Origin of the sequence: Halomonas sp. A40-4, from assembly GCF_015767635.1 — a bacterium.
Lineage (GTDB): Bacteria > Pseudomonadota > Gammaproteobacteria > Pseudomonadales > Halomonadaceae > Vreelandella > Vreelandella janggokensis.
On sequence record NZ_CP065230.1, the window covers coordinates 1426770 to 1440869 of the forward strand.

Annotated in this window: 15 protein-coding genes and 4 tRNA genes; 7 read left to right on the forward strand and 12 right to left on the reverse strand. The window is 57.5% G+C overall.

Features of this window, described 5'->3' with window-relative positions; translation table 11 throughout:
• The first annotated feature begins 8 nt into the window (after nucleotides 1-8).
• Nucleotides 9-1193, forward strand: coding sequence for a 2-methylaconitate cis-trans isomerase PrpF (prpF, locus tag IT895_RS06665; RefSeq protein WP_085917469.1), 1185 nt, complete (start codon nucleotides 9-11; stop codon nucleotides 1191-1193).
• Nucleotides 1194-1204: 11 nt separating this feature from the next.
• Nucleotides 1205-2695 carry a bifunctional 2-methylcitrate dehydratase/aconitate hydratase gene (locus IT895_RS06670; protein ID WP_199285081.1) on the forward strand — a complete coding sequence of 497 codons (1491 nt, stop codon included), beginning with the start codon at nucleotides 1205-1207 and terminating at the stop codon, nucleotides 2693-2695.
• 54 nt (nucleotides 2696-2749) lie between these two features.
• Here the strand turns inward: IT895_RS06670 and IT895_RS06675 are convergent, their stop codons facing one another.
• Nucleotides 2750-3034, reverse strand: coding sequence for a ComEA family DNA-binding protein (locus IT895_RS06675; RefSeq protein ID WP_085917471.1), 285 nt, complete (start codon nucleotides 3032-3034; stop codon nucleotides 2750-2752).
• 220 nt (nucleotides 3035-3254) lie between these two features.
• Between IT895_RS06675 and pyrF the strand changes: the two genes are divergently transcribed.
• Complete coding sequence (pyrF, locus tag IT895_RS06680) at nucleotides 3255-3953, forward strand: orotidine-5'-phosphate decarboxylase (protein WP_199285082.1); 699 nt, start codon at nucleotides 3255-3257, stop codon at nucleotides 3951-3953.
• A gap of 12 nt (nucleotides 3954-3965) precedes the next feature.
• Here the strand turns inward: pyrF and lapB are convergent, their stop codons facing one another.
• The 3 genes from lapB to IT895_RS06695 all read right to left on the reverse strand — a co-directional run bounded on the left by lapB (nucleotide 3966) and on the right by IT895_RS06695 (nucleotide 5894).
• Entirely contained in the window at nucleotides 3966-5165 is a 1200-nt protein-coding gene (lapB, locus tag IT895_RS06685; protein ID WP_085917473.1) for a lipopolysaccharide assembly protein LapB, read from the reverse strand.
• On the reverse strand, nucleotides 5166-5471 hold the full coding sequence (locus tag IT895_RS06690; RefSeq protein ID WP_085917474.1) for a lipopolysaccharide assembly protein LapA domain-containing protein: 306 nt from the start codon (nucleotides 5469-5471) through the stop codon (nucleotides 5166-5168).
• A 126-nt stretch (nucleotides 5472-5597) separates the two neighbouring features.
• A complete protein-coding gene (locus tag IT895_RS06695) occupies nucleotides 5598-5894 on the reverse strand; it encodes an integration host factor subunit beta (protein WP_085917475.1) in 297 nt (98 codons plus the stop codon).
• 206 nt (nucleotides 5895-6100) lie between these two features.
• Here IT895_RS06695 and IT895_RS06700 point away from each other — a divergent pair, with 206 nt between their 5' ends.
• Both IT895_RS06700 and IT895_RS06705 read left to right on the forward strand, forming a co-directional pair.
• A complete protein-coding gene (locus IT895_RS06700) occupies nucleotides 6101-6394 on the forward strand; it encodes an FAD assembly factor SdhE (RefSeq protein ID WP_085917476.1) in 294 nt (97 codons plus the stop codon).
• Nucleotides 6354-6752: a hypothetical protein gene (locus tag IT895_RS06705; RefSeq protein WP_139839339.1), complete on the forward strand. Its 399-nt coding sequence runs from the start codon at nucleotides 6354-6356 to the stop codon at nucleotides 6750-6752. The genes IT895_RS06700 and IT895_RS06705 overlap by 41 nt, the downstream gene beginning before the upstream one ends.
• Before the next feature lie 20 nt (nucleotides 6753-6772).
• Here IT895_RS06705 and nadB read toward each other — a convergent pair whose 3' ends face one another.
• The 7 genes from nadB to uvrY form a co-directional block, all read right to left on the reverse strand.
• Nucleotides 6773-8353, reverse strand: coding sequence for an L-aspartate oxidase (nadB, locus tag IT895_RS06710; RefSeq protein WP_199285083.1), 1581 nt, complete (start codon nucleotides 8351-8353; stop codon nucleotides 6773-6775).
• Between the two features lie 198 nt (nucleotides 8354-8551).
• A tRNA-Leu gene (locus tag IT895_RS06715) sits at nucleotides 8552-8638 on the reverse strand.
• 33 nt (nucleotides 8639-8671) lie between these two features.
• Nucleotides 8672-8745, reverse strand: a tRNA-Cys gene (locus IT895_RS06720).
• A gap of 88 nt (nucleotides 8746-8833) precedes the next feature.
• Nucleotides 8834-8908, reverse strand: a tRNA-Gly gene (locus tag IT895_RS06725).
• Nucleotides 8909-8984: 76 nt separating this feature from the next.
• Entirely contained in the window at nucleotides 8985-9533 is a 549-nt protein-coding gene (gene pgsA / locus IT895_RS06730) for a CDP-diacylglycerol--glycerol-3-phosphate 3-phosphatidyltransferase (protein ID WP_085917479.1), read from the reverse strand.
• Nucleotides 9534-9629: 96 nt separating this feature from the next.
• Nucleotides 9630-11444, reverse strand: coding sequence for an excinuclease ABC subunit UvrC (uvrC, locus tag IT895_RS06735; protein WP_085917480.1), 1815 nt, complete (start codon nucleotides 11442-11444; stop codon nucleotides 9630-9632).
• 47 nt (nucleotides 11445-11491) lie between these two features.
• Entirely contained in the window at nucleotides 11492-12142 is a 651-nt protein-coding gene (gene uvrY, locus IT895_RS06740; protein ID WP_085917481.1) for a UvrY/SirA/GacA family response regulator transcription factor, read from the reverse strand.
• A gap of 243 nt (nucleotides 12143-12385) precedes the next feature.
• Between uvrY and IT895_RS06745 the strand changes: the two genes are divergently transcribed.
• Nucleotides 12386-12461, forward strand: a tRNA-Ala gene (locus IT895_RS06745).
• An 81-nt stretch (nucleotides 12462-12542) separates the two neighbouring features.
• Here the strand turns inward: IT895_RS06745 and argF are convergent.
• Entirely contained in the window at nucleotides 12543-13463 is a 921-nt protein-coding gene (argF, locus tag IT895_RS06750) for an ornithine carbamoyltransferase (RefSeq protein WP_199285084.1), read from the reverse strand.
• A 222-nt stretch (nucleotides 13464-13685) separates the two neighbouring features.
• On the opposite strand from argF, the gene grxD reads away from it, so the two are divergent.
• Complete coding sequence (gene grxD / locus IT895_RS06755) at nucleotides 13686-14036, forward strand: Grx4 family monothiol glutaredoxin (protein ID WP_199285085.1); 351 nt, start codon at nucleotides 13686-13688, stop codon at nucleotides 14034-14036.
• Nucleotides 14037-14100 lie beyond the last annotated feature (64 nt).

Sequence of the window (14100 nt, forward strand, 5' to 3'; positions counted from 1 at the left end):
ATGACGTAATGCCCTACGGCCCTCAACTCAAAATTCCCGCCACCTATATGCGTGGCGGGACCAGCAAGGGTGTGTTTTTTAAACTCGACGACTTGCCCGACGCCGCCCGGCAGCCTGGCGAGGCGCGCGACAAGCTGCTGTTACGGGTAATAGGTAGCCCAGATCCCTACGAGAAACAAATCGACGGCATGGGCGCCGCGACGTCCAGCACCAGTAAAACGGTAATTCTGTCGAAAAGTGAATCGCCCGAGCACGATGTGGATTATCTGTTTGGTCAGGTCGCAATCGACAAACCGTTTGTCGATTGGAGCGGGAACTGCGGCAATCTTTCGGCGGCGGTCGGCCCTTTTGCGATTACCCACGGTCTCGTTGATCCCGGACGCATTCCTGAAAACGGCGTGGTCGAGGTGCGTATCTGGCAGGTCAATATCCAGAAAACGATCGTGTCGCGGGTGCCGATGGCCAACGGAGAGGTACAGGAAACCGGCGATTTTGAGCTCGATGGCGTCACCTTTCCCGCTGCCGAGATTCCGGTGGCCTTTATGGATCCAGCCGACGGCGAAGGGGCTATTTTCCCCACCGGCAATCTTGTCGATGATCTGGAGGTACCAGGGGTAGGCACGCTCAAAGCCACCATGATCAACGCTGGTATTCCCACGGTGTTTATTAACGCCGCCGACATCGGGTATGCCGGTACTGAGCTTCAAGAGGCGATCAATGGCGATAGCCAAGCGCTTTCGATGTTTGAAACCATCCGAGCCCATGGTGCCGTCCGTATGGGGTTGATGAAACACGTGGATGAAGCGGCCAACCGGCAGCACACGCCTAAAGTGGCGTTTGTTGCACCACCTGCGGGGTATACGGCGTCGAGCGGCAAAATGATTGACGCCTGTGATGTCGACCTGCTGGTGCGTGCGCTCTCCATGGGTAAACTCCACCATGCCATGATGGGCACCGCCGCTGTCGCGATCGCCTCGGCGGCCGCGATTAAAGGCACCCTGGTCAACGCGGCGGCGGGAGGCGTCGAACGTGATGCGGTCACCTTCGGCCACCCCTCGGGCAGTTTGCGGGTGGGGGCTCAGGCAAGCCTGGTGGACGGACGCTGGCAAATAGACAAAGCTGTCATGAGCCGCAGCGCACGCGTATTGATGGAAGGAACTGTGCGCGTTCCGAGTGATACGCTGAACCAGTAGGGGGATAAGACATGCATACCACCGCCGATGTGAATGATCGTCCGGACTATGACCCTGAGTTGCAAACGCTGGCCGACTACGTTCTCAACTTTCGTGCCCCCTCCGAGGAAGCGCTGACGACGGCGCGCTACTGTTTGATGGATACGCTGGGCTGTGGGTTGTTGGCGTTGCGTTTCCCTGCGTGTACCAAACACCTTGGCCCGTTGGTCGAGGGGACGACAGTGCCGCATGGCGCTCGGGTACCCGGCACATCGCTGCGACTGGATCCGGTCAAGGCGGCCTGGGACATCGGTGCGATGGTGCGCTGGCTCGATTACAACGATACATGGCTCGCCGCTGAGTGGGGACACCCCTCTGATAACCTGGGCGCGATTCTTGCCGTTGCCGACCATCTTTCCCAGAAGCGAGTGGCCGAAGGCGCTGCACCTTTGGTGATGGCGGACGTCCTGCACGCCATGGTCATGGCCCATGAGATCCAGGGGGTGCTGGCGCTGGAAAACAGTTTCAACCGGGTGGGGCTGGACCATGTGGTACTGGTTAAAGTGGCCTCCACCGCCGTTGTCGCGAAACTGATGGGCGCCGACCGTGAGCAGATGCTGTCGGCGCTTTCCCATGCCTGGGTCGACGGACAGAGCTTGCGCACCTACCGGCACGCCCCGAATGCAGGTTCCCGCAAAAGTTGGGCGGCAGGCGATGCCACCTCACGCGGCGTGCGCCTCGCGGATATCGCCATGCGCGGTGAAATGGGTATTCCCAGTGCCTTGAGCGCGCCTCAATGGGGGTTTTACGACATCGCCTTCAGTCATAGTAATAAAGACCTCCGTCTTAAGCCTGACGGCGAGCGTCGACTTCGCTTCCAGCGCACGTTGGGTTGCTACGTGATGGAAAATATTCTCTTCAAGGTGGCATTTCCCGCTGAGTTCCACGCCCAGACGGCCTGTGAAGCGGCGGTGGCATTACATCCGCAGGTTAAAGATCGCTTACCGTCTATCGAGCGCGTTGTGATCACGACCCATGAGGCGGCTATCCGGATTATTTCCAAAACCGGCCAGCTCGCCAACCCCGCTGACCGCGATCACTGCCTGCAGTACATGGTGGCCGTCCCGCTGATACAGGGGACATTAACCGCGGATCACTATGAAGATGACTTCCATGCCACACACCCGCTGATTGATCAGCTACGCGAAAAGATGGAAGTGGAAGAGGACCCTGATTATTCAAGCGCTTACCTGGACCCCGAAAAGCGTTCGATTGCCAATGCCGTGCAGGTGTTTTTCGATGATGGCACAGCCACTGAAAAGGTCGCCGTGGAGTACCCGCTGGGTCATCGGCGGCGACGGGACGAGGGTATGCCGTTGTTACTTGACAAATTTCATCGCCACCTTGCCACGCGGTTCCCGGCACATCGGTGCGAGCAGATCATGCGGGTATGCGAGGATCATGCAGCGCTTGCATCCATGCCGGTTAACCGCTTTATGGCGCTATGGGAGATGACACCCTAAACGACGAACCGCCCGATTCACTAGCGTAATCGGGCGGCGTTTAGTGTTGTCATGTTAGTCTTCAACGCTGACCTGATCGCGCATACGGTCAACCGTTGCCGGTCCAATACCGCTGACGCGGGTAAGGTCATCGGCACTTTCGAAGTCGCCGTTTGCTTCACGCTCTTCAATGATAGCTTCGGCTCGGCTGGGGCCGATACCCGGTAGCTCATCGAGTAATTCGGGGTCGGCGCTGTTGACGTTGATCGGGGCAATGTCCTGGGCCACCCCGTTGCTTGCAACCCCAATGCCGATGCTGAAGAGTAATGCGGCGAATAATCCTTTCAGTGATAGCTTCATCCTAAGCCCCTTTAATAGTGGTTTCAGTCCTAATGGCGGTTATCAGTCCTATTGTGAGCGGGGAAGTCCCCGCTCTTTCACCTTAACTGGATTCCGGAGCGATGCTGTCGGAAATTAGCGATACGTTATGTAAGATTTTTGCTATACACGCATGGCAAAAGGCTTACATGGCGAGCGAAAGGGACTGATATAATGCGCCGAAACACTTGGGGAGCTTGGTATGGCTGTCACTGAATCACCGCTGATTATCGCACTTGATTACCCATCACTAGACGCGGCGCTATGCATGGCGGATCAGTTGGATCCGTCCTGGTGTCGGCTGAAGGTCGGTAAAGAGCTATTTACCCGCAGCGGCCCGGCCGTCCTTGAAGCGTTGCACGGGCGTGGCTTCGATGTGTTCCTGGACCTCAAGTTCCATGACATTCCCAACACGGTGGCCAGCGCCGTAGAGGCGGCAGCAGAGCAGGGGGTGTGGATGGTCAACCTTCACGCCAGCGGCGGTCGGGCAATGATGGAAGCCGCCGCAACGCGCCTGGCGCAACAGCGCCTCACCACGCACCTGATCGCTGTGACGGTGCTGACCAGCATGCAGGACCGTGATCTGGTGGATGTCGGTATACCGTCATCGGTTAGCGACCAGGTGACGCGGCTGGCTCAGCTCGCCAAACAGAGTGGCTTGCACGGTGTTGTGTGTTCGGCTCAGGAATCGACTCAACTTGCATCGCTATGTGGTGACGAGTTCTTGAAAGTGACGCCAGGCATTCGACCTGCCTTCGCTGCGGCTAATGACCAGCAGCGGATCATGACGCCCAGGGACGCGATGCAGGCAGGTAGCACGCACTTGGTCGTCGGGCGGCCGGTTACCCAGGCAGAGCGTCCCATGGAGGCGTTGAAGGCTATCCAGCAAGAGCTGGAATAGGGAACGAAACCGTTATTCGCCTTCAACCCCGATAATCGGTTTGATAGTGCCCCAGTAACGGCAAGTGGGGCACTGCCATTGCAAGGCATCGCTGGTAAAGCCGCAGCGTTGGCAACGGTGGCGAGGGCGACCCTTCAGCAATGCTTCGGTATGATGCTTAAGCAGCACCAGCCGTGTGTCCGGTGCGTCTCTACCCTGAAGGCGCTGGCTCTCGATATACAGATCAACCAGGTAGTTGAGTCCCCGCAAGCTGGGGGCCTGGCCGAGAAGTTCGCCGGTGACGCCAATCGCGGCATCGACCCCATCCCGGTGATGGATAAGCTCACCCAGTTCGATGATTAAGCTGGTGTAGGGCACGATGGTAATCAGCTGGCGTAGATGGGCTTCAAGCCCGCCTTCATCGTTGTTGCGCAGATAGGCGCGCTTTAATGCGGGCAGCATGGTCGGAAGATGGGCGCTGTCTTGGTCAAGAATGCGCGTCAAGTAGCCGGTTGCCTGCGGATAATGACCATTTTCCATTTCAAGTCCGGCAAGCAACAGGTTGGCGCGGACGCAATGGGAGTCAAGCTGCAGGGCTTTTTTCAAATGGCGTTTGGCAAGTGCGCGGCTGGCATTGGCGGTCTCGAGTTCGGCCAGTTCGCATTGCCAGTGGGCCGCTGCTCGGCGGATATTGGGATGCTGCTTAACCAGCGGGGCGGCGGTATCCAAGGCGCCTTGCCAGTCTTTTTCGCGCTCTAGCAGATCGATCAACAGTCGCTTGGCAGGGTAGCGCAGCTCGCTGTCGTGGTCTTGGTCGAGTAGCGTTCTAAGCAGCCGCTGTGCCCGGTCATGGACACCCAGCGCTACAAAGTCACGCGCGAGTTCCAGTTGAACCTTCGCATTAGTGGCATCGGAGAGTGCCGGACGTGCCAGAAGATTTTGGTGAATGCTTACGGCTTTGTCGGCTTCGCCCCGCGAACGAAATAGTCGCCCCAGTGTGATGTGCGTCTCAACCGTATCGCTATTGACATCCAGTGCGTTGATAAAGGTATTGATGGCTTCGTCGGGCTGCTCGTTGAGCAGATAGTTGAGCCCGACAAAGTAATCCCGGGATAGACTACCGTGAGTAGATCCCGAGCGTTCGTTTGACCGCCGGGATGCCTTGCGAAAGCCGAGCCCGTAGCCAATCGCAATAGCGACGAATATAACGCCCAGCAGTGCGAAGTCCAGCATCTAAGCCAGTTCCTTAAACTCCTGCGTACGTAGCTGGTCAAGTTCCTTGCTTTGTTGTTTGTTCTGGCGTTCGCTACGAGCCAGTCTGGCTTTTAGACGTACATACACGCCGATCATGGCCAACATGCCAATAAGTACGCCGAACGTTAACGTTGCCAATAGCCAGACGGATAACGAGACGGCGGGTAGCTCCAGCCAAATCAGGTTCAACGCAATGGCTTGCTGGTTATTGACCGCAAACAAGATACCTACCAGTAGCACTACCAGCAAAATGATGGCCAGAATCAGCCCTTTTATCCAACGCATGAGAAGTTCCTAATCAGTAGCTTTCACGGTAGTGACATTGTGTACGAGTCGCCGCCCGACGTCATCCCAAAGAAGGCATGAATCCGCTTTTTAATGCCTGGCCAAGGACAATAACGCCCTGCTATATCAATACCCCAATGCACGGCTCGCATCGACCTGTTCGCGTAATTCCTTGCCCGGCTTGAAATGGGGAACGTGCTTCCCGTCAAGCTCGACGGGTTCGCCGGTTTTCGGGTTACGCCCGGTTCTTGGCTCGCGGTAGTGAAGTGAAAAACTCCCAAAACCACGAATTTCCACCCGCCCGCCACTGGCCAGTGCGTCGGTCATGTCGTCGAGAATAATCCGGACGGCGGTCTCGACTTCTTTGGCAGACAGCTCGGGCTGGTGCATGGCAATTTGTTCGATTAATTCAGATTTGGTCATCGGTTGGCTCCCTGCGGACGTTTAAGGTCGATCAATACGGCCTTTCTGTCACCTCATTCAGCATACTGCGCAATCGAAGATAAAACAATTTAGATAAAACAAGGTACTACAATCGATATTAGCATAGGCCAAGCGAGGCCCTGGCGCGACCCTGTGGCTTAGGTATACTGATCCCTCATTCCATTTTTTCCCAAGTGAGGCCAACGTTGAGCGACGACACATCCCCAGCCGCTATCGCCCGCAAGCGGCTTTATTGGCACTCACGTCGAGGTATGTGGGAGCTGGATTTACTGTTAATTCCCTTTTTGGAACAGCGTTACGACCAGTTGGAGGAGGGTGACCAGCTTGCTTTTCAACAACTGATTGAGGAAGAAGATCAAGATTTGTTTGTCTGGCTGATGCGCCGGGAATGGCCGGGCGACCCCGTCCTGCGCCGTGTTGTGAAGATGATCGTCGAGCATGCCGAAAGCACCGATAATTCTGCCTATCGCACGCTCTAGGCTATGGGGTGGGCTACACAGCGGCCTGCTGCTGGGGCTTGCTTTGATGTGCCTGGCCACTATGGGGTGGCTAACGGCCGCTATGGTGATAGGGGTGGGCGGGGGTTGCTTGTGGCGCAGCGTTCGCTGCCTGCCTCGCGGTACCCTTTATCTTCTGCCTCGGGCGGAAGGCCCTCTTGGCCGTTGGTTGCTGCCGCAAGGCGAGCTTGATGCGTCATTGGTCGTCAGCTGTGACTACCTGACGCCATGGCTGGTAGGCCTGAAGGTGGGCCAGCAGCGCGTCTGGCTGTGGCCTGATAGCGTTCCCCGGGAAGCGCACCGGGCGGTGCGCCGTTTGTTTCACTCTCCCGGTCGCTAAACGTTCCGTCCGACAGGTGTCTAGCCCTTGGGTAGATCCTTGAGGGTGAGCCGGGACGGCTGGCTGTGTTCAGCGTGCCCAGGCCAATCCATGGTGTAGTGCAAGCCTCTTGATTCATGCCGCTGCTGCGCCGCGGTGACCGTTAATCGTGCAAGGTTGATCAACTGCTGCAAACGCTGTGCCTCCACCGTCATCTGGCCATTACTCAGCTCGCCAAGTGCGGCGGCTATCTCAGTGAGGGCCTTGCTGGCAGAAGCGAGGCCAGCAGTGCTTCTCACAATGGCGACATGCTGGCTCATGGTGGCACGTAGCTGTTTGCGCAACGCTGCGATCTGGGTATCGATAAACGCATCGGCGCCGGGGAGCGACGGCAAGTTGACGTCGTATTGCCTTGTGACGGAGGCGGTCGCTTGAATGGCATGGGCGCAACTCCGGGCAAACACCAGGCACTCCAGCAGTGAGTTGCTGGCCATGCGGTTGGCCCCGTGCAGCCCCGTGCAGGCTGTTTCGCCGATGGCGAATAGTCCCGGCACGCCAGTGGCGCCGGTAAGGTCAGTGGCGACACCTCCGCAGCTGTAGTGCGCCGCGGGAACCACGGGAATAGGCTGTTGGGTGATGTCGATACCGCGCGATGCGCAGTGCGCTTGAATCGTCGGGAAGTGATGCTGTATAGCCTCTACACCTAAGTGGCGTATGTCCAGCCATACATGGGGTAGCGCCTGAGTCTGTATCTCGGCGTCGATGGCGCGCGCGACAACATCACGGGGGGCAAGCTCGGCTCTGGCGTCCAGTGCGGGCATAAAGCGCTTACCTGCTGCATTGAGCAGGTGACCGCCCTCGCCACGTACGGCTTCGCTAATCAGAAAGGCCGGGCCGTCCGGGTCGTACAGGCAAGTGGGATGAAACTGTTGAAACTCCAGGTTCATCAGGGTGGCACCGAGTTCTGCCGCCATGATCATGCCTTCGCCGCTGCTGGGGGCGGGGGTCGTGGTGTGCTGGTAGAGGCCGCTGGCCCCCCCGGTGGCGAGTACCGTGTGTTGTGCTGTCAGCGTATGCCACTGGTGTTGCTCGTCGAGTGCGTAAGCGCCTAGACATATCCCTTGATCATCTTGTATCAACCCCACCACGCTAAGGTGATGGTACTGCTGGATATTGGGATGTGCCGTGACGCGCTGTAACAGGGTGTCGACCACGGCGCGCCCGGTAGCATCGTCAGCGTGAATGATACGCCGTGCGTTATGCCCGCCTTCACGCGTCAAGTGAAAGGGATAACGTGCCTCGGCAGAGTGGTCGGGTGTAAAGGGCACGCCGCTATCAATCAGCCACGCAATGGCTTCCGGACCGTGCTCGACCGTGAAGCGCACCGCTTGCTCATCGCACAGGCCGTCACCGGCAATCAGTGTGTCGTTGACGTGGGCATCGACATGATCGTCGGGCGAAAGCACAGCGGCAATGCCGCCCTGTGCCCAGCGGCTGGCCCCCTTGTCGTCCTGAGCCGGTCGTATCAGCGCCACCCGGTGCGTTTCAGCAGCGGTCAAGGCAAGGGTTAAACCGGCAACGCCGCCACCGATGATCAATATCTCTGAGGTGGGCGTCGTCATGGGGGCTCCTTAGCGGGCTTGTCCTGGGCTTTGAGTCAGCGGATCAGCGACGGTTGATAGCGTTTGGGGTGACGGCTGGCATCATAGCGCGGTGTCAGGCAGATGGCGATAACGCAGGCACTGGATTATTCGGCGCGGTTAACAGCAGCTAAATCAAAAAAGCCAGATCAGGCGATAACATCGGGGGGATTTCAGGAATGGTGCCCGGAGCCGGACTTGAACCGGCACGGGGTTGCCCCCGAGAGATTTTAAGTCTCTTGCGTCTACCAATTTCGCCATCCGGGCAGCGCAGCGATGGGAATCGGTGCACCGGAAAGATGGAGGCTGGAGTCGGAATCGAACCGGCGTACACGGAGTTGCAGTCCGCTGCATAACCACTCTGCCATCCAGCCTCGGTGAGTCGTTGGAGCGGGAAAGGAGATTCGACCGGGCTGGCGTTCCAGCTCACGACCCTCACTTGCTTTTCCACACAATCCAAGTTGGAGCGGGAAAGGAGATTCGAACTCCCGACCCTCGCCTTGGCAAGGCGATGCTCTACCGCTGAGCTATTCCCGCTCGACTCGAGGGGGAATTATACGCAACGCGTTTAGCTTGTCAATCAAACATTTCCGCTATCAGGTTGCGCGAATATCTACATTGAGCGACTGAGATGAGGCCAGGCGGATTTTAAGTACTGGATCATCGACCACAGCGTTAACATGGCCGCGGCGTAAAGAATGACCACGCCGATTTGCGCCAGCGGATGCGCAGGAGGGAAGGCAAGCAGCACCAGTATGGCGACCATCTGCAGTGTGGTTTTAAGCTTGCCGACCCAGGATACGGCGACCATGCCACGCTTGCCCATTTCCGCCATCCATTCGCGTAGTGCTGAAATGACAATTTCGCGCCCGATGATCACCAGGGCAGGGAGCGTAAGTAGCGCCGTATCAAAGCGCTCGATCAGCAGTGCCAGGGCGACGGCGACCATCAGCTTATCGGCGACAGGGTCAAGAAATGCCCCGAAAGGCGTGGACTGATCCCAGCGACGCGCCAGGTAGCCGTCAAGCCAGTCGGTGACGGACGCCAGGGCGAACATCCCGGCGGCGATGGGCATGCTCCAACTGAAAGGCAGGTAAAACAGCACCACCAGCAGGGGAATAAACGCGATTCTTGCGAGCGTGAGTATGTTGGGTATATTCATCGCGGAGTGCGATCCTTGCCGTGGAGTCATGGAAACAAAGGTGTATGGCGCTATTCTATCTGCCTTGGCCTATGGCATCCATGTCCACGATGGGTTTTATCCGTGGAGTGCGAGATAAATGCTCTCGGCCAGGGCTTCGCTGATACCTGGAACGCGGGCGAGTTCGGCGCGACTGGCTTTTTGTACACCTTGCAAACCACCAAAAAAACGCAGCAGTTCTCGTCGCCGTTTGGGGCCGACCTTGGGGATGTCCTGAAGTGTCGACGTGCGTCTTGCCTTGTCGCGTTGGGCACGGTGGCCTGCAATGGCAAAGCGGTGTGATTCGTCGCGAATATGTTGGATAAGGTGCAGCGCTGGAGAAGCGGGGTCGAGGGGTAATGGATGGTCTGGCGTGTCGAGAAACACGCTTTCAAGGCCGGCTTTTCGCGTGGTGCCTTTCGCTACGCCCAGCAAGGTGATCGAGCTGATGTCCAGCGTGCTCAACACCTCGCGGGCCATGTTCAACTGTCCCTTGCCACCGTCGACAATTAAAATATCCGGCGCTATAGCTTCGCCGTTTTTAATCCGTTTGAGCCGCCGTGTTAGCGCCTGTTGCATGGCCGCATAGTCATCACCCGCCGCCACGCCCTCAATGCGGAAATGGCGATAATCGCCCTTGCGAGGCCCTTGCTGATCAAACACCACGCACGAAGCCACGGTGGCTTCACCATGACTGTGGCTGATATCGAAGCATTCCAATCGCTGGGGTGTTTCCTCAAGCCCAAGCGCTTGTTGCAGGGCGCTGAAACGCTCGCTCAGTTGGCTCTGGTTAGCGAGCTGGGAGGCCAGTTGCTGCTCGGCGTTGGTCATGGCCAGGTGCTGCCATTGGGCACGGTGGCCGCGTACCTGACTGGTAACACGGATGCGCTTTCCGGCGTGCTGTGAGAGTGCATCAGACAATAACTGGGCATCTTCAAGCGGATGGCTGGTGATCACCTCGCTGGGAATATTATGCGGCTGTCCCAGGTAGTACTGACTGACCACCTCGGTCAACAGCAGCTCCGGTGACAGGTCGAGATCGTTTTTGGGCATGTGATGGCGGGCGCCGAGCAAACGGCCATCGCGAACGCTCAGCACCGAGATACCCAGTGCCCCCGGGCGCTGGGCCAGGGCGAAAATATCGGCATTGCCGCTTTCGGTATCGACAAACTGGCGCTGCTGGAGCTGACGCAATTGCTGTATCTGGTCACGAAAGCGTGCGGCTTCTTCAAAATCCAGTGCCTGGCTTGCCGCCTCCATTGAGGCGGTCAACTCCTGGGTGACATGTTCGCTTTTGCCTTCCAGGCACATCACCGCGTGTTCAACGTCGCGCTGGTAATCTTCGGCCGAAATGTAGTCCACGCAGGGGGCGCTGCAGCGCTGGATCTGATACTGCAGGCATGGACGTGACCGGTGTGCGAAGACACTGTCTTCGCAGTTACGAATGCGGAAGATCTTTTGCATCAGGGCAAGGCTTTCCCGGACGGCGCCACTGCTGGGGTAAGGCCCGAGATAGCGTCCATCACCACGCCGTTGGCGCGCCCGCTTGTATTCAAGCGCAGGGTAGGGATGGCGGTCACTGACGAACACGAAAGGATATGACTTATCATCGCGCAGCAGGATGTTGTAGGGAGGCCGCAGTTCCTTGATCAGCGTCTGTTCGAGCAGCAGGGCTTCTGTTTCGCTACGTGTGACGGTGACCTGGACATCCGCAATGCGCCCCACCATGGCTTGGGTTTTAGCGTTGAGTTGGCCACGGAAGTAGCTTGCCAAGCGAGCTTTCAGTCGCTTCGCCTTGCCGACATAAAGGGTGTTGCCCTCTGTATCGAGCATGCGGTAAACGCCGGGAGACGTGCTTACCGTGCTTAAAAACTGTTTTGCATCAAAGGTCATAGTCAAGCGTTGCTGTCTTTATCGCCGCCCGCTGGTCAACGAGGAGATCAACTTTCTGCCTGATCAAACCCCTCGACCAAATTGTGGCGTAGCGCAAGGTGGGTCAGTTCCACGTCGGTGGCCACCTGAAGCTTTTCAAACAGTCGATAGCGGTAGGTGTTGACTGTCTTGGGGCTCAGGTGCAGGCGGTCAGAAATATCCTGAACCCGCTGGCAGTTAACAATCATCAGCGCTATTTGCAGTTCGCGGTGCGACAGGTGGGCGAATGGGCTGTCTTCAGTATGGAAGTGTAACATGGCCAGGCGCTGGGCAATCTCTTGGCTGATATAACGTCGCCCATGAAAAACGTCACGAATGGCGTTCACCATTTCAGTGGCGTTGGTGCCCTTGCTCAAGAACCCGGCGGCCCCTGCTTCGAGCATGCGTCGGGCGACGTTATCCTCTAAGTAGCCGGTAAGAATCAATACCTTGATGTCTGCCATGCCACGATGGATGCGGCGAGTGGCTTCCAGCCCACCTATGCCCGGCATGCGGATGTCCATCAGTACAATGTCGGGTCTCAACTGACGGCATTTGGAAACGGCGCTTTCACCGTCATCGGCCTCACCGACGATACGAATATCGGTTTCGTCGTTCAGTAGGTGGGCGATACTTGTTCTCACCAGATGGTGATCATCGGCAATTAAAACGTTGATCAAAGGACAAGCTCCTGCATTGAAGGGTCACATTTTGCATGCGGTGGATTCCAGAAGCTGGGTCGTTGTCGCTTGCGCCCATTAGTCGTTAAAAAGCAGGCTAACTATACGATGTGACCCTGTTATGTCCTATAGAGTGCCACAGCTGTTAGTAAAGGAGAATTAGTAAGCGGTGAAATGCGTAAAACCTTGACCAACGGCAATTGGCATCGTAGTATGCGCCTCGCTGCTGCAATGACAGCTTGTGGGGCCTTAGCTCAGCTGGGAGAGCGCAACACTGGCAGTGTTGAGGTCAGCGGTTCGATCCCGCTAGGCTCCACCATGAATATCCTAAAAACGCCCTATCGGCTCACCGATGGGGCGTTTTTTTTGGGCCTGTCGCAGGATGACAATAACCGAGCCGCTAAGAACTCACCTTGCCAAGTAGCAAGAACTCGATCAGCGCCTTCTGAGCATGGAGACGATTACCCGCTTCCTGCCAAACCACGGCGCGTGGGTCGTCAAGTAGCGTGTGGCTGATTTCCTCGCCACGATGAGCGGGCAGGCAGTGCAAAAACAGTGCGTCAGGCTTGGCTTTATCAAGTAACGCCTCGGTGACCTGGAAGCCTGCGAAATCCGCTTCGCGCTTGGCCTGTTCTTCTTCTTGCCCCATGGAGGCCCAGACATCCGTGGTGATCAGGTCGGCGCCGTCGGCGGCGGCTTGCGGGTCGTGCAGGAGCGTCACCTGATCGCCAGCAGCTGCCATGATGTCGGCTCGTGGTTCGTACCCCTTGGGGCAGCAAATACGCAGGTGAAAGTCGAACTGGCGCGCGGCGTTGATCCAGGAGTGGCACATGTTATTACCATCACCAACCCATACCGCCGTCCGTCCCTTGACACTGCCGCGAAGCTCGGTCCAGGTCATGACATCGGCGAGCAGCTGGCAGGGGTGGTAGTCATCGCTCAGCGCGTTGATGACCGGTACGCTGCTGGCGTTGGCGTAGGTTTCCAGGCCAGCGTGAGAAAAGGTGCGAATCATTACGGCATCGACCATTTCAGCAAGCACGCGGGCGGTGTCCTCAATGGGTTCGCCGCGTCCCAACTGCGTATCACGGGGAGAGAGAAACAGGGCGTGGCCGCCGAATTGCGCCATGGCCGTCTCGAACGAAACGCGTGTACGAGTCGATGATTTCTCGAAGATCATCGCCAGCGTGCGGTTAGGCAACGGCGTGTAGCGTGGCCCTTGCGCCTTCAGGTTGCTCTTGACCGTGATGGCACGCTGAATCAAATAGTTCAGTTCGTCGGGCGTTAAGTCCAGTAACTTCAGAAAATGGCGTGTCGCCATGAAGGTAGTCTCCGCGCAAAAACCCTATCCTAGCGATGCCCTGGGGGATGCGCAACGTGGTTGGCACGCGTAGAATGGCAGGCACCGCATAAGGTTGAGTAGTATGCTCGGGTATTAAAGTGCCATGCCTCAAGCATGCTGCATTATCCATCAATCGCCTTGAGGCTACCCGGCGGTGCGCCGTCGAATCGACCATCGAGGCCCATCTCTATAGGAGACTGTATGAGCACCACAGCCGACAATATTCAGCGTCAAATCAGTGAAAACCCGATCCTGATTTACATGAAAGGCACGCCTCAGCTGCCGCAATGTGGCTTCTCAGCCCAAACCGTGCAGGCACTGATGAGCTGTGGCGAGCGCTTTGCGTTCGTCAACGTGCTGGATAACCCGGATATTCGTGCCGAGCTGCCGAAAATTGCCAACTGGCCGACATTCCCGCAGCTGTGGGTTGAAGGTGAGCTGGTCGGTGGCTGCGATATCGTGATCGAGATGCATCAGAACGGCGAGCTGGAAACGCTGGTTAAAGAAGCAGGGCAGCGCGCCGCTGCCAATGAAAGCGGTGACAATGCCTAACGGGTTTGCCTGGCCCGTTGGGTAGACGGTTGGCGGGTCGTGGCGCAGTCGCTAGAATAACGTT